The sequence below is a fragment of the Mycolicibacterium stellerae genome (assembly GCF_003719305.1).
GTDB classification, from domain to species: Bacteria; Actinomycetota; Actinomycetes; order Mycobacteriales; family Mycobacteriaceae; genus Mycobacterium; species Mycobacterium stellerae.
Genome location: NZ_RARC01000040.1, coordinates 31,525 through 52,224, shown reverse-complemented (window position 1 = coordinate 52,224; position 20,700 = coordinate 31,525). Strand labels below are relative to the sequence as shown.

At 68.4% G+C, this 20,700-nt stretch carries 20 protein-coding genes; 15 read left to right on the top strand and 5 right to left on the bottom strand.

Annotation, left to right across the window (positions count from 1 at the left end):
• Positions 1 to 35: 35 nt before the first annotated feature.
• The 3 genes from D6M19_RS30930 to D6M19_RS30920 form a co-directional block, all read right to left on the bottom strand.
• Entirely contained in the window at positions 36 to 968 is a 933-nt protein-coding gene (locus tag D6M19_RS30930; RefSeq protein ID WP_123029111.1) for a class I SAM-dependent methyltransferase, read from the bottom strand.
• On the bottom strand, positions 965 to 1,924 hold the full coding sequence (locus tag D6M19_RS30925; RefSeq protein WP_123029110.1) for a class I SAM-dependent methyltransferase: 960 nt from the start codon (positions 1,922 to 1,924) through the stop codon (positions 965 to 967). The genes D6M19_RS30930 and D6M19_RS30925 overlap by 4 nt, the downstream gene beginning before the upstream one ends.
• Before the next feature lie 92 nt (positions 1,925 to 2,016).
• On the bottom strand, positions 2,017 to 2,652 hold the full coding sequence (locus tag D6M19_RS30920; protein WP_123029126.1) for a TetR/AcrR family transcriptional regulator: 636 nt from the start codon (positions 2,650 to 2,652) through the stop codon (positions 2,017 to 2,019).
• 170 nt (positions 2,653 to 2,822) lie between these two features.
• On the opposite strand from D6M19_RS30920, the gene D6M19_RS30915 reads away from it, so the two are divergent.
• Both D6M19_RS30915 and D6M19_RS30910 read left to right on the top strand, forming a co-directional pair.
• The gene (locus D6M19_RS30915) at positions 2,823 to 3,389 is read left to right on the top strand and encodes a TetR/AcrR family transcriptional regulator (protein WP_123029109.1); all 567 of its coding nucleotides are present in this window, start codon (positions 2,823 to 2,825) and stop codon (positions 3,387 to 3,389) included.
• On the top strand, positions 3,382 to 5,547 hold the full coding sequence (locus D6M19_RS30910) for an FUSC family protein (RefSeq protein WP_123029108.1): 2,166 nt from the start codon (positions 3,382 to 3,384) through the stop codon (positions 5,545 to 5,547). Before D6M19_RS30915 ends, D6M19_RS30910 begins: the two co-directional genes overlap by 8 nt.
• A gap of 4 nt (positions 5,548 to 5,551) precedes the next feature.
• Here D6M19_RS30910 and D6M19_RS30905 read toward each other — a convergent pair whose 3' ends face one another.
• Both D6M19_RS30905 and ptsP read right to left on the bottom strand, forming a co-directional pair.
• Positions 5,552 to 6,523, bottom strand: a complete 972-nt coding sequence (locus D6M19_RS30905; protein WP_123029107.1) for a pirin family protein — start codon at positions 6,521 to 6,523, stop codon at positions 5,552 to 5,554.
• A gap of 35 nt (positions 6,524 to 6,558) precedes the next feature.
• The gene (gene ptsP / locus D6M19_RS30900; RefSeq protein WP_123029106.1) at positions 6,559 to 8,280 is read right to left on the bottom strand and encodes a phosphoenolpyruvate--protein phosphotransferase; all 1,722 of its coding nucleotides are present in this window, start codon (positions 8,278 to 8,280) and stop codon (positions 6,559 to 6,561) included.
• 103 nt (positions 8,281 to 8,383) lie between these two features.
• Here ptsP and D6M19_RS30895 point away from each other — a divergent pair, with 103 nt between their 5' ends.
• From D6M19_RS30895 to D6M19_RS30845, 13 genes are all read left to right on the top strand, one after another.
• Positions 8,384 to 9,151, top strand: coding sequence for a DeoR/GlpR family DNA-binding transcription regulator (locus D6M19_RS30895; protein ID WP_123029105.1), 768 nt, complete (start codon positions 8,384 to 8,386; stop codon positions 9,149 to 9,151).
• Complete coding sequence (locus D6M19_RS30890) at positions 9,148 to 10,143, top strand: 1-phosphofructokinase family hexose kinase (RefSeq protein WP_123029104.1); 996 nt, start codon at positions 9,148 to 9,150, stop codon at positions 10,141 to 10,143. The genes D6M19_RS30895 and D6M19_RS30890 overlap by 4 nt, the downstream gene beginning before the upstream one ends.
• A gap of 21 nt (positions 10,144 to 10,164) precedes the next feature.
• Complete coding sequence (locus tag D6M19_RS30885) at positions 10,165 to 12,207, top strand: PTS fructose transporter subunit IIABC (protein ID WP_123029103.1); 2,043 nt, start codon at positions 10,165 to 10,167, stop codon at positions 12,205 to 12,207.
• A gap of 37 nt (positions 12,208 to 12,244) precedes the next feature.
• A complete protein-coding gene (locus D6M19_RS30880; protein ID WP_123029102.1) occupies positions 12,245 to 12,502 on the top strand; it encodes an HPr family phosphocarrier protein in 258 nt (85 codons plus the stop codon).
• Between the two features lie 99 nt (positions 12,503 to 12,601).
• Complete coding sequence (locus tag D6M19_RS34445) at positions 12,602 to 12,754, top strand: hypothetical protein (protein WP_164478778.1); 153 nt, start codon at positions 12,602 to 12,604, stop codon at positions 12,752 to 12,754.
• Complete coding sequence (locus tag D6M19_RS30875; protein WP_123029101.1) at positions 12,751 to 13,536, top strand: DUF4226 domain-containing protein; 786 nt, start codon at positions 12,751 to 12,753, stop codon at positions 13,534 to 13,536. The genes D6M19_RS34445 and D6M19_RS30875 overlap by 4 nt, the downstream gene beginning before the upstream one ends.
• 9 nt (positions 13,537 to 13,545) lie before the next feature.
• The gene (locus D6M19_RS30870; RefSeq protein ID WP_123029100.1) at positions 13,546 to 13,845 is read left to right on the top strand and encodes a type VII secretion target; all 300 of its coding nucleotides are present in this window, start codon (positions 13,546 to 13,548) and stop codon (positions 13,843 to 13,845) included.
• Complete coding sequence (locus tag D6M19_RS30865) at positions 13,838 to 14,113, top strand: DUF2694 family protein (RefSeq protein WP_234835132.1); 276 nt, start codon at positions 13,838 to 13,840, stop codon at positions 14,111 to 14,113. The genes D6M19_RS30870 and D6M19_RS30865 overlap by 8 nt, the downstream gene beginning before the upstream one ends.
• A gap of 7 nt (positions 14,114 to 14,120) precedes the next feature.
• The gene (locus D6M19_RS30860; protein ID WP_123029098.1) at positions 14,121 to 15,785 is read left to right on the top strand and encodes a hypothetical protein; all 1,665 of its coding nucleotides are present in this window, start codon (positions 14,121 to 14,123) and stop codon (positions 15,783 to 15,785) included.
• 28 nt (positions 15,786 to 15,813) lie between these two features.
• A complete protein-coding gene (locus D6M19_RS30855; protein ID WP_123029097.1) occupies positions 15,814 to 16,113 on the top strand; it encodes a hypothetical protein in 300 nt (99 codons plus the stop codon).
• Positions 16,114 to 16,171: 58 nt separating this feature from the next.
• Positions 16,172 to 17,359, top strand: a complete 1,188-nt coding sequence (locus D6M19_RS35030; protein ID WP_234835131.1) for a hypothetical protein — start codon at positions 16,172 to 16,174, stop codon at positions 17,357 to 17,359.
• Entirely contained in the window at positions 17,356 to 20,295 is a 2,940-nt protein-coding gene (gene eccCb, locus D6M19_RS30850) for a type VII secretion protein EccCb (protein WP_234835130.1), read from the top strand. The genes D6M19_RS35030 and eccCb overlap by 4 nt, the downstream gene beginning before the upstream one ends.
• Positions 20,296 to 20,387: 92 nt before the next feature.
• Complete coding sequence (locus D6M19_RS30845; RefSeq protein WP_123029096.1) at positions 20,388 to 20,696, top strand: PE domain-containing protein; 309 nt, start codon at positions 20,388 to 20,390, stop codon at positions 20,694 to 20,696.
• Positions 20,697 to 20,700 lie beyond the last annotated feature (4 nt).

The window sequence follows — 20,700 nt, the reverse complement described above, 5'->3', positions numbered from 1 at the left end:
GCGTGTCGTGTGCAGACACGCTCGCGGTGCGAGGGTCAGAGCCGCTCGGCGGTGGTGAAGGTGGCGAAGGCGTCGTCGTCGGCATTCTGCAGATCGACCAACCGGCCGAGCCGCCGCATTTCGTCCTGCGAGGGCACGCTATCGGCACGCCAGCCGTGCGCATTCAGCCAGTCGGCCACGTTCGCGCGGTCCGGGTCGTTGTACATCAACTCCGCCACGTCGAACTCGCGCTCGATGCCGAGTTCGTCGGCGATCTTCTCGAACCGCTCCTGCATCTCCGCGCGCCGCTCGTCGGACCGGACACCGACGGCCTCGGCGGCGACCCGGCTCCCCGGCGCACTGAGCTCGGTGATGAGCTCGAAGAGCCGGTCCTGCGCGTCGGCAGGCAGATACATCAGCAGGCCCTCGGCCAGCCACGCGGTGGGTTGGTCGGGATCAAAGCCGTTCTCGCGCAGCGCCGTCGGCCAGTCATACCGCAGATCCACCGGCACCTGGTGCAGCGTCACCCTGGGCTTCACGTCGTTGTCCGCCAGCGTCTCGGCCTTGTACTGCAGCACCTTGGGCTGGTCGATTTCGAACACCGTGGTGCCCTCGGGCCACTCGATGCGGTACGCCCGCGAATCCAGGCCGGAGGCCAGGATGACGATTTGCCGGATACCGGCCGCCGCGGCCTTGGCGAAATGCTCGTCGAAGAAATGCGTCCGCACCGCCTGGTAGTTGCGCATGTGCCGGAAGATGGCGGCGACCTCGGGGTCGATGGCCGCCGCTTTCTCGACGACCTTCTCGTCGAGCATCGTCGTCCATGGACCGGTGCCCGCCCCCTCGACGAGCACCGCGGCGTACGGATCGGTGATCAGCGCGTCGTCGCGCGCGGTCTCGGCGGCGCGCGCGGACGCCACCATCACCGCTGTGGTGCCGACGCTGCTGGCGATGTCCCAGGTGTCGTCGTGGGTGCGCAGCGAGCTCATCGGGTCTCCTCGGCCAGTTCGGCGTTCAACAGCACGCTCGAGGCGATTTCTTCGGCCTCGTAGTCCGGCGCCGGCCTGCCCAGCCGGGTCATGTCGACCTCGCTTGGCACGGCGTCGACACGCCAGCCGTGGTCGGCCAGCCAGCTGCCTGCGTCCGCCCTGTTGCCATCGGCGTAGGTCAACGTGTCGACGTCGATGTCTATCCCGGATCGTTTCCGCATCCGCGCGGTGCGCTCACGGCGGGCGATCCTGTGCTCCTCGGCTTGCTCCGACAGATCCATGCTGAACGACTCGACGGCGATCCGGCTGCCTGCGGCGCTGTGCGCGGTGACGAGGTCGAAGAGCCGATCCTGCGCGTCGGGCGGCAGATACGGCAGCAGCCCTTCGGCCAGCCATGCGGTCGGCTGCGAGGCGTCGAAGCCCGCATCGGCCAGCGCCGCGGGCCAGTCGTCGCGCAGATCGACCGCCACCGGGATCCGGTGCGCCCGCGGCTGCGCCCCGTGCGCGTCCAGCGTCGACGTCTTGTACTCCAGCACCTTGGGCTGGTCGATCTCGAACACCGTCGTGCCCGCAGGCCAGTCCAGCCGATAGGCGCGGGAGTCCAGGCCAGCGGCCAGGATCACCACCTGCCGGATGCCTGCCCGCATCGCGGCAAGGAAATAGTCATCGAAGTAGTGGGTGCGCACGGCCTGGTAGTCGCGAGACATCTCGTGCAACGCGCGGAACTCGTCGTCGTTGGCGATCCAGGCGGGGTCGCTGCTGGCCATCTGGGCCCATTGCGGACCGGCCGACGCGACGAGCAGATAGGCGTAGTCGTCGCGGATCAGGGCGTCTTCACGTGCGGTCTCGACGGCACGGGCTGCGGCGACGCCGAGTGCGGTCGCCCCAACGCTTTCGGTGATGTCCCAGCTGTCGCCGTCGGCGCGAATCGAGGGTGCTTCATGCAAATCAGTCATTTCGTAAGCCATGCTACTAAACAACTTAGCTTATCTATATGCCTAGTGGCAGATGTCACCCCAGGTCACACAGCAGATTGTCAGAAAGAGACTTACTCGGCCAGCTTCCACAGCTTGTTGGCCAGCAGCAATTCCAGCTTCTCGACGATGGATTCGAGCTGATTGTGCGAGCCGACATAACCCGCGTAGAAGCCCATTCCCCACATCACCGCGACGAGCATCTCGACGAGTTGCGGAACGTCGGTGTCCGTCGTCAGCTCGCCCTTCTCGATCGCGTCGTTGACAGCCCAGGAGACGAAGCCACGTGAGTTGCGCATCGAGTCCTGCTCGTCGCTGCGCAGTTCGGGGTGGCGCTGACCCTCCAGCACCGAGGTCACCAGAAACGCTGCCGCCGAACGGTCCTCGCTGTCGGCCTGCATCGCCGCGGAGAAGAACGCCGACAGCCGGCCGAGCAAGCTGGTCTGGCCCTGGGCCTTCGCCATGCCCGTGCTAACCACCAAAGCATTTGTCTGCTCGACTACTTCCCGGTACAGCAACCGTTTGCTCGCAAAATAATGGTTGATCGCCGGGCGCGTCAGATCCGCACGGATGGCGATCGCCTGAAAAGTGGCAGCGTCATAGCCGAGTTCGCTGAACACTTCGCGAGCGGCACGCAAAATGCGCTCACGCGTTTCGGCGGCCTTCGCTGCTGGTGGACGCCCCGGCCCCCTGCTCGCGGTATGCGGCATGGTCAATATCTTGCCATACGACATCAAGAGGCTTAACAAAACACGAGGATTGAATGCTAGTTCAGCAAACTGTGCGGAAACGGGTCTGATTTCTCGGCGTTGCTACCGATCTACGAACCAGATCGCGGACCGGGCTCCGTAATCCTCCATAGACGCTAGGGTTCCCACCCATGGCGGGCGTCGTTTCGCGCGAGGCGTACTTCGAGACCGGCCTCGAAGTGCTCTCCGACCTCGGCTACGGCGGCCTCAAGCTGGCCGAGGTGTGCAACCGCCTCGGCGTCACGACCGGGTCCTTCTATCACTACTTCTCCAGCTGGCCCGCCTATACCCGCAAGCTCGTCGAGAACTGGATGAAACAGCGAACCGTTCTGGTCATCGAATTCGCCAAAAGCGAGCCCGACCCGCGCCGCCGGATCGACAGCCTGATCCAGATCGGGCTCGAGCTTCCGCACGGCGCCGAGGCCGCCATCCGGGTGTGGAGTTCGATCGATCCCGAGGTGTATGAGCTCCAGCTACAGGTCGACCAGCTGCGGTTCGACGTCATGTACTCCTCGGCGATGGAGCTCCTGAACGATCGGCACCAGGCGCAGATGTTCGCCCGCTGGGCCATCTACCTGCTCGTCGGACACGAACAGGCAACTCTTCCGCGGGACACCACCGCGCTCGCGTGGATCGCCAAGCAGCTCACCGACGCACTCGACAGCGGCCGATTCGCTTCCGTACCCACAGATGGCTGACGCGCCGGCCGGTCTCCTACGCCGGGCGGTCAACCGGATTCGCGAGCGCGATCCCGAGTTCGACGCGCTGCGGCGCGCGCTGCGCGCGGCGATCGTCGTGCCGTTGGCGGCCGCGCTGAGCTTCGCCGTCGCAGGTAACACCCAGACGCCGCTGTACACGCTCTTCGGCTCGTTCGCATTGCTGGTGCTGGCGAATTTCCCTGGCAACCGCCAGACCCGCGCCGTGGCATACGCCGGGCTCGGCATCAACGGCGCGGTCCTCATCACGCTGGGCACCTTGGTGTCGCCGCACGCGTGGCTCGCCGTCGTGCTGATGTTCGTGATCGGCGTGGCCGTCATGTTCTCCGGTGTGCTCAGCGAGACGATCGCGGCCGGTCAGCGGCCCACGCTGCTGACCTTTGTGCTGCCGGCGTGCACCCCGCCGGGCCCGATCGACGAGCGCCTGACGGGCTGGGCGATCGCGCTCGCGTTGTGCGTGCCAGCCGCACTGTTCCTGCTGCCGCCGCGCCATCACGGCGAGCTGCGCAGACACGCTGCCAGCGCGGTGACCGCATTGGCGGACCGGCTCGAGGGCAAAGCCACCCGCACCGAAGTGGTGCACGCGATGCTGGCCCTGCGGGAGAACTTCCTCGGCGCGGACTTCCGGCCGGTCGGGTTGTCGGCAGGCAGCCGCGCACTCGTGCGGGTGGTCGAGGACCTGGAATGGCTCGCCGATCGCGTCAGCGACGAGGCGGGCCCGGCGCTGCGCGACATGCAGGCTCCCGGCATCCGGGTGCTGCGGTGTTCTGCCGCGGTCCTTCGGGAGACCAGGGCGGCCGATCGCACCACCGACCGCGCCGATCTAGAGGCCGCGCTCATCCACCTGCGGTCGGTGGCGCGAGGCCGCTACCGACAGGACGTCGAACGGATCCTCGCCGCCCCCGACGACGCCGCCGCGGTCACGATCGGCCGCGCGCTGCTGAACCGCAGGACCATCGCGGCCACCATCGGGGCGACCGGGCGGGTGATCGCCGCGGCGGCCGCCGCCGACGCGCGGCCGGTGTGGGCACGAGCGCTGGGGCTTCGGCTGCCACCGACGACCGCGACGGACCGGCTGATTCCGGCGACGACGTCGGTCACGTCGACGACGTCGGGCTTCCTCGGCACCCGGTCAGTGGCGATGCGCAACGCGCTGCGCACCGGCCTCGGGTTGGCGCTTGCGGTCGCGGTGACCCACGCGTTTCCCGTCGAGCACGGATTCTGGGTGGTGCTCGGTGCGTTGTCGGTGCTGCGCAGCAGTGCGCTCACCACCGGCACGAAGACGTTGCGCGCCGTGGTCGGCACCACCATCGGGTTCGTCCTTGGCGCGGTGTTGATCAGCGTGGTCGGCATCGACCCCGCGGTGTTGTGGATTCTGCTGCCGGTGGTGGTGTTCGGTTCGGCGTTCGTGCCGGAGATCGCATCCTTCACCGCGGGCCAGGCCGCCTTCACGATGATGGTGCTGATCTTTTTCAACCTGATCGTGCCGACCGGATGGAGCGTCGGTCTGGTCCGGGTCGAGGACGTCGTCGTCGGCGCGCTGGTCGGCATGATGGTGTCGCTGCTGCTGTGGCCGCGCGGCGCGACGGCGTCGGCGGAGGCGGCGGTCGAGTCGGCCCGCAACGTCTTCGCGAAGTATCTGGCGGCGGCGGTGCTGCGGATCACCCGCGGCTCGTCGGAGCAGATGTCCGACCAGCTCGCCATCCTGAGCCACGACGCGATCGCGGCGTCGAGGGTCGCTGATGACGCTGTACGGCAATATCTTTCCGAGGGTGGCGGCAAGACCGATTTCCGTGGGCCGATCGTGCGTGCCTTCAACCGGGCGATCCGGGTGCGCGCGACGGCGGACCTGATCATGGACATCCCAACGCCGCCACCTCTTGGCACCTACCCGAGGGTTCGTGAAGTGATCGAGTTCCACGCCAACGCTATCCGCGACCGGCTGTCGGGCAAGTTGGGCACCGGTCAGAATTGGACGCCGATCGGTGAGGAGTTCGTGATGGCGCTGCGGGCCGAGGCGAGCGGGGTGGGTGAAATGGCGATCGCGGCCGCGATGCCGTTGGTGACGGTCGCGGCCGCGATCGGAGAGCTGGAACTGGTCTATCCGCACCCGGTGGAACTCGACCCGGCCCACCGGTAGTTCATCAGCGAACCCTGTGCGGCATCAACGCATTCGGCGGGATGGTGCCGAACTTGCCTGCGTTGTAATCCTCGAGCGCCGCCACCAGTTCGGCCTTGGAGTTCATCACGAACGGACCGTAGGCGACGACGGGCTCGCGAATCGGCTTGCCGCCCAGGATGAGTACCTCCATCGTCGGCCTGCGGGACTCCTGGGTTTGCTCGGCGGCCACGGTGATCCGGTCGCCTGGACCGAACACCGCGAGCTGGCCCTCGTGAATCGGGTGCCCGACGGGGCCGACGGTGCCTCGCCCGGACAGCACGTACACCAGCGCGTTGAAGTCTCGGTTCCACGGCAGGCTCAGCCTGGCGCCTGGCTCGATCGTGCTGTGCGCCAAGGTGATCGGCGTGTGAGTGGCGCCGGGGCCGCCATGTCCGTCGACGTCACCGGCGATGACGCGCACCAGCGCGCCGCCGTCCTCGGACGACAGCAGCTTCACTTCGTTGCCCTCGATGGCCTGGTAGCGCGGCGTTGCGAACTTGTCTGCGCTTGGCAGGTTCACCCACAGCTGGATGCCGTGGAACATTCCGCCGCTCTCGACGAGCTCGGCGGGTGGGGTCTCGATGTGCAGGATCCCCGACCCGGCGGTCATCCATTGCGTGGCGCCGTCGGTGATCAGTCCACCGCCGCCGTGGCTGTCCTGATGGGCGAAGCGGCCGTCGATCATGTAGGTCACGGTTTCGAAGCCGCGGTGCGGGTGCCAGTCGGTGCCCTTCGGTTCGCCGGGCTGGTATTCGACCTCACCCATCTGGTCCATGTGCACGAACGGGTCGAGGTCGGCGGAGCTCACGCCGGCGAACGCGCGCACGACGGGAAAGCCTTCGCCTTCGTAGCCGCGCGGGCCGGTGGTGATGGAGCGGACAGGCCGCTCGGTGTCGGATGTCGCGGGTGCTTCCAGCCGCGGCAATGTCAATGTGTCAGCAGTGATAGCAGGCATGCCGGATAGAACCGGACTGCGGTCCGATTAATTCCTCAGGTTAGCGCGGCCATGGCCGCAGCACGAGCGTCGGCAGCACTAGCTGTGCCAAGTACGGCGTCCGCCGCTTCGTGGCACTGCTGCAGCGTGACCTGCGAGAGCTTGGCGCCCACACCGGTGACCGCCGCTGCCGCCGCGGACAGCGACGTCACGCCGAGGCCGGCCAGCACACACGCCAGCAGCGGGTCCGCCGCCGCTTCGCCGCACACACCGACGGGCTTGCCGACGGCCGCGCCCGCCCGCACCGTCATCGCGACCAATGCGAGGACGGCGGGCTGCCACGGGTCGGTCAGCGTGGCCAGGTCGGCCGACATGCGATCGGCGGCCATCGTGTACTGGGCCAGGTCGTTGGTGCCGATCGATAGGAAGTCGACGTGTTCGAGGATCCGGTCGGCCAGCAGCGCCGCAGACGGCACCTCGATCATCACGCCTGGGGTGAGGCCGCGGAGGCGGACCTGCGCGGCAAAGCGTTTGGCCTCGTCAGCGGTGGCGATCATCGGCGCCATCACCCACGGCGCGTTGCCCGTGTTATCGGCTGCAGCGGCGATCGCGTCGAGTTGGCGCTCGAGCAGCCCGGGGTTTCCTTCGGCGATCCGGATGCCCCGCACACCGAGCGCAGGGTTCGCCTCCTGCGGGTGTCCCGCGAACTTGAGGGGCTTGTCCGAACCCGCGTCCAGCGTTCTGATGACCACCTTGTGTCCGGAGAAGGCCTCCAGCACCTCACCGTAAATCTGCGCCTGTTCGTCGATGCTGGGTTCGGTGTCGCGGTTGAGGAAGCACAGTTCGGTGCGGAACAGCCCGATGCCCTCGGCCGGTGTCTCGCGGGCGCTGCGGGCGGCCGCGCCGTCCTGGACGTTGGCGAGCACCGCCACGGCGTGCCCGTCCGCGGTCGCGCCGGGCCCTGTCCAACCGGCCGCCAGTTCGGCCGCGTGTTTGGCGTCGGCCACCGCCTCGGAGGCGACGACCGGGTCGGGTGAGACGGTGACGGTGCCGCGGGTGCCGTCGACGAGGACCATCGTGGCCGCCCCGACCGTGTCCAGTCCCGCGACGGCCACCACGCACGGAAGCCCGAGCTGGCGGGCGATGATCGCGGTATGGCTGGTCGGGCCGCCCAACGTGGTGGCCAGCGCGATGACCAGGGACGGGTCAAGGCCCGCGGTGTCGGCGGGAGCGAGGTCCTCGGCGAGCAGCACCGACGGCACATCGGGCTGTGGAACGCCCGGCTCGGGTAGTCCGCTGAGCTCGGCGATGACGCGGTCGCGGATGTCACGCAGGTCGGTGACGCGTTCGGCCATCAAGCCGCCGAGCTGGGTGAAGAGGTCGACGAACTGGTCGACGGCCGCCACGACGGCGCGGGCGGCGGGGGTGCCCGCGTTGATGAGCTTTTCGGCCGCCTGCAGCCAGGCCCGGTCCTGCGCCAGCGTGGCCGTCGCCGCCAGAACTTCAGACGCCGCCCCTGTCGCATGTGCGGCGCGGTCGCGCAGCCGGGTGGCGACGACGTTGGCGGCCGTGGTGAAGCGCGCCGCCTCCGCGGGCCGGTCCTGCTCGTCAAGCTCCGGCGCCGCAGCCAGGTCGTCGAGCGCGGGCAGTCGCCCCGGCCGGATCACGGGTCCGTACTGAACTCCTGCGACGACGGGGACACCCTGCAGAACCGTGCCTGCCGCGGGGGCGCCGCCGCGATCCGATGGCAGTGATGTGAGTGGTGTTGAGGCGGTCATGTGAAACAGGTTACAAACGAACCATTGACAAGTCAACACGTTCAGGAGTAAAACAACACATATCAACATTCATATGGGCCAATACCCACACCAACGGAGTGCCATGTATGCCGAAGAGCGTCAGCAAGCGATCGCCTCTCTGGTGATCAGCCAGGGGCGCGCCTCCGTGGCCGAACTGGCCGAGACCTACGACGTCACCACCGAGACCGTCCGTCGCGACCTGGCGGTTCTGGACCGCGCCGGGCTGGTGCGGCGGGTACACGGCGGCGCCGTTCCCGTGCGGGCCCTCCGCCTCGTCGAGCCGGGCGTCGGCGAGCGGGAGAACACCCGCGCCGAGCACAAGGACGCCATCGCCGCGGCCGCCATCGAGTTCTTTCCGCTCAGCGGGGCCAGCGTGCTGCTCGACGCGGGGACCACGACCAGTCGGATCGCCGCCGCACTGCCGTCCGACCGTGAGCTCAACGTCGTGACGAACTCGGTGCCCATCGCGGCGCGCCTGGCCGGGATGCCGTCGGTCTCCCTGCAACTGCTCGGCGGACGCGTCCGTGGCCTCACTCAGGCCGCCGTCGGCGAGCAGGTGCTGAGGGTGCTGGACACGCTTCGCGTCGACATCGCCTTCATCGGCACCAACGGCATCAGCCTCCGGCACGGCCTTTCCACCCCCGACAGCGACGAGGCCGCCGTCAAGCGGGCCATGATCGCGAGCGCCAACTACGTTGTGGTGGCGGCGGATTCGTCGAAGGTCGGCCGTGAGGACTTCGTCAGCTTCGCGCCGCTGTCCAGCATCGACGCGTTGATCACCGACTCCGAACTCAGCAACGCCTACCGCAAACAGCTCACCGAGCAGGGCATCGAAGTGGTCGTCGCATGATCGTCACCGTCACACCGAACCCGAGCCTCGACCGCACCGTCACGCTTGACACCCCGCTCACCCGCGGTGCGGTGCACCGGGTCAGTTCTGTCACCACCGAACCCGGCGGCAAAGGCGTCAACGTCGCGCGCGCCCTATCCCTCGCGGGCCTCGACGCCGTGGCGCTGCTGCCTGCGTCGGGCACAGATCCGATGGTGACCGCGCTGCAGGTCCTCGGGGTGCCGTTCCGCTGCGTGCCGATAACCGCGCCGGTGCGGACGAACATCGCCATCACCGAAATGGACGGCACCACAACGAAGATCAACGAGCCCGGCGCCCAGTTGGACGGGGCCGCCATCGACGCGCTGACCCGCTCTGTCGTCGGCCACGCCGAACACGCCGAGTGGGTGGTGATGTCGGGATCCCTGCCGCCCGGTATGCCGGACGGCTGGTACGCCGATGTCGTCGCGATGCTCGCGCCGTATGACTGCAAGGTCGCCATCGACACCTCCGATCGTCCGCTCGCGGCACTGGTCGCCGGATTCGACCGCGCCGGACCCGACCTCATCAAGCCCAACGCCGAGGAACTCGCGGGCGTCATCGGCTACTCGCCGCAAGCTCTGGAAGCCGCGGTCGCCCAGGGTGATCCCGAACCCGTGGTCGCAGCGGCTCAGCAACTCGTGGACCGCGGCGTGGGCGCCGTGCTTGCCACCCTCGGCGCCGCGGGCGCCGTACTGGTCACCGACGCAGGAAGTTGGCTGGCCACCCCGCCGCCCATCGTCCCGCGCAGTACCGTCGGCGCGGGCGACTCCAGCCTCGCGGGCTACGTTCGCGCAGACGTCGGCGGCGCCGAGCCACCCCAACGGCTGCAGATGGCGGTCGCATATGGCAGCGCCGCGGCCGCACTGCCCGGCTCCGCACTGCCCGGTCCCACCGAGATCGATCTCAATGCCGTTCGGGTGACGCCGATTTCGTCTGTTCCGCCCGCCCGCACAAGCTTCGCCAGTTCGTAACAACAAACCGAAGGTATCGCCATGACAAGCACCGCCTCCCGACCCATCATCGACGCCGGTCTGGTTCTGCTCGACGTCGACGCGGGCGCCGACAAGCAAGCCGTGATCGGACGTCTGGTCGGCAGCCTCGCCGACGCAGGACGCACCGCCGATGCCGACGGGCTGATCGCCGCTGCGATGGCCCGCGAAGAGCAGTCCGCCACCGGGTTGCCCGGCGGCATCGCCATCCCGCACTGTCGGTCGCCGTACGTCGAGACGGCGTCGATCGGGTTCGCGCGGCTGCGGCCGCCCGTCGACTTCGGCGCACCCGACGGCCCTGCCGATCTGGCGTTCCTGATCGCGGCGCCAGAAGGTGGCGGCTCCGAGCACATGAAGCTGCTCTCCAGCCTGGCCCGTGCGCTGGTGCGCAAGGATTTCGTCGCGTCCCTGCGCGACGCGAAGACAACCGACGAGGTCGTCGCCCTCGTGGACGAGGTGCTCAATCCCGGCGAGACGGCCAAACCGGCGGCCCCGGCCGCGACGCCGGCGGCCGACAAACCCAAGACACTGGTGGCGATCACCGCCTGCCCGACCGGCATTGCCCACACCTACATGGCCGCCGACTCGCTGGTCGCCGCGGCGAAGGAGGCCGGGGTGACGCTGCATGTCGAGACGCAGGGCTCATCGGGCAGCACGCCGCTTGACCCGGCGACCATCGCAGGCGCGGCCGCCGTCATCTTCGCCACCGACGTCGGGGTGAAGGACAAGGGCCGCTTCGCGGGCAAGCCGGTCATCGCGTCCGGCGTCAAACGCGCGATCAACGAGCCCGCCAAGATGGTCGCCGAAGCGCTTGCCGCCGCGGACAATCCGAACGCCGCCAGGGTCGAGGGCTCGGGAGCAGGCGCGCCTGCGAGCAGCGCGCCCGCAGGCGGCGTCGGCTGGGGCACCCGCACCCGGCAGATCCTGCTCACCGGCGTGAGCTACATGATTCCGTTCGTCGCCGCAGGTGGTCTGCTGATCGCGCTCGGCTTCCTGTTCGGCGGCTACGAACTCGGAAATCCCCCCGACGGGGAGAAACCGTCTCTGCCCTTCGGCTTCGGCTCCATGGGCAACCTCATCGCCAGCACCAATTCGCTCACCGACCTGCCGTCCGGCGGGCTGATGCAATACCTCGGCGCGGTGTTTCTCACCCTTGGCGGGCTGGCGTTCATGTTCCTGGTGCCAGCGCTGGCCGGCTACATCTCGTTCGCGATCGCCGACCGGCCTGGCATCGCACCCGGGTTCACCGCGGGCGCCGTCGCCGTGTTCGTCGGCGGTGGCTTCATCGGCGGCATCGTCGGTGGCCTGATCGCCGGATTCACTGCGCTGTGGATCAGCCGGATCAACACCCCGAGGTGGCTGCGGGGCCTGATGCCGGTGGTGATCATTCCGCTGTTCGCATCGCTTGCCGTCGGCCTGTTGATGTTCCTGCTGCTCGGACGACCCTTGGCCGCCATCACGTCGGGCCTGACCAACTGGCTGAGCGGAATGACGGGAACCTCGGTCATCATCCTCGGTGTCATCCTCGGCCTGATGATGTGCTTCGACCTCGGCGGACCGGTGAACAAGGCGGCGTACGCCTTCGCTACCGCGGGCCTCAACGTCGCCGATCCTTCGTCGCTACGCATCATGGCCGCGGTGATGGCCGCAGGCATGGTGCCGCCGCTGGCGATGGCTCTTGCCGCGACCGTCCGCCCGGGTCTGTTCACCGAGCCGGAGCGGGAAAATGGCCGGGCGGCATGGCTTCTCGGCGCATCGTTCATCTCCGAAGGCGCCATCCCGTTCGCCGCGGCCGACCCGCTGCGGGTGATCCCGTCGATGATGTTCGGCGGCGCGATCACCGGCGCGCTGATCATGGCCTTCGATGTCACGCTCAAGGCTCCACACGGCGGCATCTTCGTGTTCTTCGCCATCGGCAACCTGCTCTGGTTCCTGGTCGCCCTCGCGGCAGGAACAGTGGCGGGCGCAGTGGCCGTCATCGCCGCCAAGCAGTTCGCGAAGCCGACCGCCAAGGTCGACGAAACGCCTGCGCTGGCCGCCGCCTGATCCGCACAATCAACCCAACGACAACAAGGAGAACCCCATGGCAGCCAAGACCGTCACTGTCGGATCGGCGATCGGCCTGCACGCCCGACCCGCGGCGATCATCGCCGAGGCAGTCGTCAACGCCGGTGTGCCGGTGACGCTTTCGATGGACGGTGGCGAACCCGTTGACGCCGGCTCGGCCCTGATGATCATGACGCTTGGCGCAGGCAACGGGGCTAAGGTGACCGTGCACTCGGACGACGAGGCGGCGCTGGCGAAAGTCGCCGAACTCGTCGAGCAGGACCTCGACGCCTGACGAAACCACGCCGAGCGCCAGTTTGCTCTCCACCTTGAAATTGCCGCAGAAAGGCCTCCGCACTGCGCGTTAGGCTGACTGGCGACGGAAGGGGCGGACGTGGACGGATGGCTGCTCGGGCAGGTCAGCACCGTGCTGACGGCCCTGTCGCACGCCCAGGAGCTGTTCGACGGCGCGGGAAGGCCGACGTTGCCTGCAGAATTCGCGCCGCGCCCCGACCTCCAGGATGACCTCGGCGGCGGATTGCTGTGACGCACCCTTCTGTCGACACTCCACAGTCCGGCGCGGCCGCAGACGCCGTCCGCACGCTGCAGGCCGGGCTTAGCAATGACTACTCCGAAATGCGGTCTGCGGAAATCCAACTCACCGAGGCGATCCTGTCCGCCCATTCGGTGACGGTGGCCGGCCGTGGTGCGCTGCAGGACATTCAGCGGCAGCTGATCGAGGCCATCAACAACCCGGTCGCGGCGCTCGATACGCCCGCCGGTGAGCGCGGTTTCCTGTTGTTCCTGCGCAGCAAGGTCGCCGAGATCGCCGACATCGTCGAAACCGGCGCACTGACCGACGAGGACCACGCGAAGCTCACCCGCGCACTCGCCAGCGGGTATCTGCTCCCCATTTCCGAGCGCGCCGGTGCGGTTGCGCCTGCCACGGCGTCCGGCGGCGCATCGACCGGAGATCCGACCGCGGGCATGTTGCCCGCCGTCGGCTCGGCGCTTGGGGCATTGCCCCAGGCGGCGCAGGGCGCGGCAGCCGCTCCCGCCCAGGGCGCAGGTGGCTTGGCTGGAGCCGCCACTCCGCTGGCCGGCTTGGCGTCGGGACTTCTGGACCGCGGTGACGAGCCCGACCTCACCGAAGAACTCGCCGAGACATCGACAACCGAGGACGAGGACGTGGACGTGGACGAGGACCACGAGACCGACGCCGATGAAGACGACCGCCCCGAGGACCGTCGCACACCGCGTCCACCCGACGATCCCGGGCCACCCGACGAGGACGGTCCCGCCCAGACCCGGCCGGCCCGACTGCTGTAGGAGCACCGCATGACAACAATCCGGATTACCCCTGCACTGCTGAACCAGGTCGCCACGCGGCATGACGGGGTGGCCGACGAGATCGCCGTTGCCCGCAGCGCGGGATCGGAGATCCTCGCGTCGGTGGCCACCCACGGGCCGATCATGCATCAATTCAAGGCGGCGGCGAACGACGTCGTGGCGCGCCGTGATGCGGCGTTCGCCGACCACGAGGCGGCGCATCGCGCGGCGGCCGACAACCTACGAGCCATCGCGGTGCGGTTCCGCGACCAGGAAGAGATCAACGCCGCGGAGCTCCGCCTTGACTGAGCAGTCGTTCACCGCCGCGACACCGGACAACACAATCTTTGTCCGGGTCGCCGTCGCCGGGCACACGCTCGGTGTGCAGATCGAGCCCGCCGCCATGAAGCGGTCGGCCATCGAAATCGCACAGGGCATCATGGCGTGCAACGATGTCGCGTATCTGAAGGGGCAGCTGGTGATCCGTTCCGAGCTGGAGGGCAGGTCGATTCCTGTGGACGATATGCCCACCGAGCAGGACCTCGCCACCGCCGAGCGGAAGCTCGCAGAGCTGTAGGTCGCTGATGAAGGTCGATGTCGCTGGGCTCGTCGCCGCCGCGCAGAAGTTGCTTGGCCTGGCAACTTCGGCGCAGGGTCTGCTCGCCGAAATGGCGCCGCTGGCAGCCGATCCCACATCGGGCGGAGCCGCGGCGCGCCTCGACATGGCCTCCATGCAACTGTGGGGAGCGGCGTGCGCGCAGGCCTACAGCCTGCACAGGGCCGCGGGGCACCTGATCCTGATCGCGCAGAAGTTCGGTACCCAGGAGGAGCTCAACGCCGCAGGCCTGAATGTACTGCTGCCTTCAGCGGTGGCCGTAGACGACACGACGCTGGCCACCCTTGAACCCGTTCCGCCGATCCCGCCCGATGTGCGGGTGCCCATCCCGCCAGGGGCGACGCTCAGCGGCGAAGGCTTTGCCCAGCTCGTCCACACCGGGTCCGCGGCCAACGGGGTCGGGTTCAGTAACACCGCGACGAACAACGCCATCGCCATCGACACCGCGGCGATCGCCGTGCGAGAGGTCGCCGCGACGGTGCCGGAACTCTGGGACAGTCCCGTCGGCACCGCCGCTCTCGCGGGCCGGCTCAACGAACACGTCACCGCGCTCAATACCATCGCCGACCGATGGTTCGAGCTCGCGGGCCAGTCGCGTAAACACGCCGACGACTACAGCGAAACGGTGTCCGCCACCCCCAAGCCGCAGGAATTCACCGACGCCACCAACAGGCTGAATCAGGCGCTGGCCGCGCGGGACCAGATCGCGGCATCGCAGGCACGTACCGACCTCGGCATGCTCGAAGCCCGCGCAACCGCCGAAGCGACACGGTATGCGGGCGTGACCGAGACGAGCACGTCGCCCAAGGGCGCCGGCGCACCCCAGGCCCCTGTCGGCGCACCAGGGGGTGGCGCCCCGGCAGCCGCCGGCGCAGGTCCAATTCCCCAGGCCACCGCTGCGCCTGGGCAGGCTCAGCTGGCCAAGGCGGGTGCCGCAGAAGCGAGCCAGGCCGGACAGGCAGGAGAGAGTGCGGGTCAGCTGGCGCAGATGCTGCCATCGGCACTCGGCGCGATCGGCGGCATGGCCGGCGGCTTGGCGGGCATGGCCGGTCAGGTCCCGCAGGCGCTCATGCAGACCGGTCAAGGTTTGGCGCAGACCGCCAGCCAAGGGATGTCCGGCTTGGCGTCGAAGAAGGCGACAGACCCGGAGCTGGCCAAATCCGTCGGCAACCTGGACCACGAAGAGCTGGCCAAGGCCAAGGGGGCCGGCGGAGCGGGCGGCGGTGGCGTCGGCGACACCCATCCGGCCGGGGCGCTTGGACCAGCCGTCACCCCGTCGACCTCGCACACCGTGCCGACCGTCCCCGCGGGTGCGGCGCCTCCCCCGACGACGCCGGCTCCCGCGGGCGGCAGCGCGATGGGTGGGATGCCGATGGGCATGCCGATGGGCGGGATGATGCCGCACGGCCAGGGCGGCGACGCCGGTGCCGACCGGGTGGCTGCGGACAAGAAGGTGGTCACGCCTCCGCAGCCGCACACCGAGCCGGTCACCGGCAAGGTCTCCGACCGCACTGCCGCCGCGGCCGAAGCGTCGCGCACCCGTGCCGACGCCGACGCCGGCGACGACGACCCACCTCGCGGGCCGGTGTTGCGGCGAATCACGTTGGCGCCGTTAGATAATGAGCGCACGTGATGAGCACTTGCGTCAAGAACCGACGACTATGACCGGGTTCGACGAACTCGACGACGCGGGCAAGGTCAAATACAGCCGGGCCGAACTGGCGGCTACCTACGACGAGCTGACGGCCATCCTGGATCGGCTGGCCGCGTTGCGCACCGACGCCATGGACCCCGACGGGGACATCCGCATCCAGCTCGGCCCGGACGGCCGCCTGCTCAGCCTGTCCATTCACGAATCGGTGCCGGGCAGGCTCACGCACCTCGGGCTCGAGGAAAAGCTCAACGATTTGCTTGCTAGAGCCAATGTCGTTGCCCAAGAATCCTGGAAGGCCAGCCGCTGAGGGCTGACGCGAAAAGTTGCCGACCTACCAGGGCCCAGATCTCGGTTAGGGTTAGAAAGTGACCACGCGCCCGTTTGTGCCGCCACCGCGCGTGCCACCTCCCGAGGCCGGTGGGGGCAAGATCGCGGTTGAGCCGCCCATCGCCGCACCGGTTCCGCCGCCACGCAGCATCTGGGGCATCGTGCTGCCGATCGGCCTCATTGTCGGCGTCCTCGGCTTCATCATCGCGATGTACGTTTCGGGCCAGCGATCGCTTGCTACCGGGTTTGCTATCTTTCCGCTGATCATGCTGATGAGCATGGGCGGAATGCTGTTCCGCGGACGTGGGGCCGCCCAGAAGATGCCGTGGAGTCAGCTCGAGCAGTACCGCAGGGAGTACTTCGCCCGCCTCGACGAGGTGCGCGACGAGGTCCAGGAAGCCGCGCGCAAGCAGTGGCAGCATCGCGAACACAGCCACTGGGCGCCGTCGGAGTTGATCAGCGTTGCCGGCTCGCCCCGCATGTGGGAGCGCCGTCCCGGCGACCCCGAGTTCGGTGTGGTGCGACTGGGCACGGGGCGGGTCGAGCTGGCGATGACCATCGACAAGCCTCAGATCGCCGCAGCATCCAAGATCGAGCCCGCGACCGGCCACGCGCTGCGCAAGTTCCTGCTCGAACAGCGGCACGTCCGCGGCATGCCAAGGGTGCTGTGGCTTGAGCGCAGCCCCGGCATCTCACTTGTCGGCGAGATGGACGCGGTCCGCGGCATCTGCAGGGCGATGCTGTGTCAGCTGGCCGCGTTCCACAGCCCGGCCGATCTGCAGATCATGATCGTGACGTCGGCGCCCGACCGCTGGGATTGGGCGAAGTGGCTTCCGCACTGCCAGCATCGCGAAGCTCGCGACGGATGCGGCGAACGCAGGCTGCTGTTCAGCTCCCCCGCCGATCTGGAAGCCTTCGCGGGCGACGACCTGCTCGACCGCAAGGAGTGGACGCCGCCCGCCAGCGGGTTGCACGGCGGCCCGGATCCGTCGGCACCGCCACTGTGGGTGATCGTCGACGACAACTGCGGCGCAGCGGAGGACTGGGCGGGCGCCACCGGCAAGCGGGGCGTCGGGCGGGTGTGCTTCCTGCGGCTGGCCCCCGAGGTCGGCGCCGGACCCGCTGGGGCGGCGACATCCCACCGGGGCGTCGGCTTCGCCCCCGACACGACCTACCGGCTGTCGGGCGGTGTGCTGCGCAAGCGGGTGGGGGTGGGTTACCGGTGACATCGCTGCCAGAAGAACTCGACGACGCCTTCTACGCCGTCGCCGACACGATGAGCATCGCCGAGGCCGAGCGGTTCGCGCGCACACTGGCCCCGTGGCGTCCGGTCGGCGCGGCCACCGCGGTCACCTCCGACGGTCCGGCGCGAGACCTGTTGGAAGTCTTGGGCATTCGCGATGCCCGGAAACTCGACGTGGATCGGCTCTGGTCTGCGCGGCGGACGCAGAACCGGCTGTGGATGCGCTTTCCGATCGGCCTCGACCCGACCGGCGAAGTGGTCGAACTCGACCTCAAGGAGACCTCCCAGTACGGAATGGGCATGCACTCCGTGTTGATCGGGTTCTCGGGTTCCGGTAAGTCCGAGACGATCATCACCGAGGTCACCTCGCTGGCGTTGACCCATTCGCCGGAGACGGTCAACGTGGCGTTTCTTGACTGGAAGATGAAATCCGCAGGCATTGTGCTGGAACGGTTTCCGCACGTGGTCGCCAGCGTCAGCAACCTCGGCGACGAGATGCATCTCGTCGAGCGCATGCTCGAGGCGCTCGAGGGCGAGCTCGACCGGCGCGGCGCGTTGTGTGCGGCGACGAACTGCAAAGACCTCAACGTCTACAACGAGAAGCGGATGGTCGACCCATCGCTGGAACCCGTTCCCGGCCTGGTGGTGATCATCGACGAGTACCAGGAGCTGTTCCGCAGCGAGCTGGGTACCGAGTTCGTCGACCTGTGTTGGCGCATTGTCCGACAAGGCCGTTCGATGCACGTCTTCCTCCAGCTGGCCGGCCAGACCGTCGACGCACACCGGCTGATGAAGATCCGCAGCCTCATCGGCTTCTTCATGGCGCTGCGCACCGGCACCGAGGAGGACTCCCGGGAGGCCATCGGCTCGTCGATCGCCGCCCACCTCCCGGAAAAGGGCAAGGAAGGCACCGGCTATCTGCGCGAAGGCATGCGTCCGCCGCGCGAGTTCCGCGCCTTCTACTCGTCGCCGCCCTACGTGGCGCCGCCCGAAGACGGCGGGCCCGCGCCGGTGGCTGCCGCAGGGACGTGGTTCACGCCGCGATCGTTCACCGCGACCGAGGTGCCCGACGAAGACGGGCTGCTGTCGCCGCCGGAGCGCAACGGCCAGGAGCCTGCGCCGGTTCAGGTGCAGGCCCCAACCCCGCTGGCGCCCGGCGAGCTGCCGCCGACCGTCGTCGACACCATCGTGGACTCGTTGCGGGCGACAGGAGCCCGTCCGCCCCGCAAGCTGTGGCTGCCGCCGCTGGAGAAGCCGGCGACCGCCGACGAATTGGTCCGGCTGGTGCGGGGCAAGCCGTGGGACGTCGATTACGGCAAGACGCCCGGCTTGGCGTTTCCCGTCGGAATCGAGGATCGGCCACGCCAGCACCGCCAGGACGTTCACTTCCTGGATCTGTTGAGCGCCAACGCATTGGTGATCGGCGGACCGCAATCCGGGGTGACCAACACCGTCGCCACCATGATCACCACGGCGTCGCTGATGTACCGGCCGGAGCGCGTGCAGTTCTACTGCATCGCCGCAGGCGGCCCGAGCCTTGCGGCCATCGGCGGGCTCCCGCACGTGGCGAGCCTGGCCCCCGCGGTGGACCGTGAGGGCGTCGGTCGCATCATCGCGTCCGTGCAGGGCATCGTCGCCGAGCGTGAGGCGGTGTTCGCCAAGACCGGCCTCGACATGGAGGAAGTCCGGCGGCGCAAGTTCAGCGACAAGCCTGAACCGGTTCCGGTGGCAGGCGGCGACGTCATCCTCGTCATCGACGGCTGGGCGACGTTCGCGAGCGAATATCCGCAGTACGTCGACCACATCGTCTCGTTGGCACGCCTCCTGAGCTACGGCGTGCACGTGGTCATCTCGCACACGAGTTATCTGCAGGGCTTCAAGCAGGCGCTCAAACCGTTGGCCACCGAGCGCATCGAGCTGCGGCTGACCGATCCGGGCGATTCCGAGATGAACCGCCAGCTCGCCAAGAAAGTGCCGCGAAACGCGCCGGGCCGCGGGCTGACCAAGGCGGGCATGCATCTGTTGATCGGTGTGCCCGAGCTCGGCGAGCAGGCCGGCTCTGACCGGGTGGCGACGCGCGACATCGGCCCGCTGATCGCCCAGGTCTCCGGCGTCCAGAAGGCGGCGACCGTCAGCAGGCTGCCCGAATCGGTGCCGTTCGAAGAGGTGCAGCGCCTTGCTCAGCCGGTGACCCGACGGAGCCTTGTCCCGTTCGGCCTTTCGGAGGCCGACCTCGGACCCGCCTACATCGACATCGCCGATCACCCGCACGCGGTCGCGGTCGGTGCGCCACGGTCGGGACGGACCAACTTCCTGCGGGTGATGTGCCGGTCGATCACCTCTCTCTACCGTCCCGAAGAGGCCCAGGTTCTGGTGCTCGACCCTCGCCGTACCCTGCTCGGCGTTGTGCGGGGCCCGCATCTGCGCGACTACGCCTACACCCAGTCCGCGATCCGCGAAGCGATCCGCGAACTCGTTGCTGAGCTCGAGAGCAGGCAACCTCCTCCCGGCACGACGCAGGAGGAGATGATGACGAAGAAGTTCTACACCGGGCCCGAGATCTTCGTCGTGATCGACGATGCCGGGGTGTGGTCCACGATGGACAACCCCTTGATGAATCTGGGCCCGCACGTCGAAGGCGCCAGAGACACCGGCCTGCACATCTTTGCGGCGACCGCCGTTGCAAACTGGAATCAGGTGGCAATCGGCAGCTCCGTGCTTGGCAAACTGCGCGCTTCGCTTGCGCCAATCCTGATCCTGGACGGCCGGCGCGACGCCGGAAAGATCGTCGCGGACATCTACGCCGAGCCGCAGCGTCCTGGCAAAGCGACCTACTTCACTCGAACAGGCACTACAGGTGCACTGATCGGGTGGAGCACTCCCCCGACTCCACCGTCCCCAGCGGGCCCGCAAACTTAAGGGTACAGTGGTGTCGCTTCTGAAATTGGTGTCGCGGAGTAGTCAGAACCAGCCTTAGACTGGATACAGCAGCTACGTAGTCGGGAGAGAACATGCTAGTTAACGTCGATCCGGCGATCTTGGCAGCAGCGGCCGCCTCGGAGAGCGGCGGCGCCGCGACCCTGGCGGGTGCGGCGGCAGCCGCCGCCGGGACCACCTCTGCCGTTATCCCCCCCGGTGCCGACGACGTGTCGGTGCGGGCGGCCGCGGCGCTCATCGCCCGCAGCGCCGCAACCACGGGCATCCTCACCGAGTACATCGCCATGCGGGAGTTGTTCGCTGGCGCAATCGGTTCGAGCGGCGCCACCTACACCGCGGTCGAGGCCATCAACACCGCCGCGACCACCATCGGAGGGGCCTAGCCGT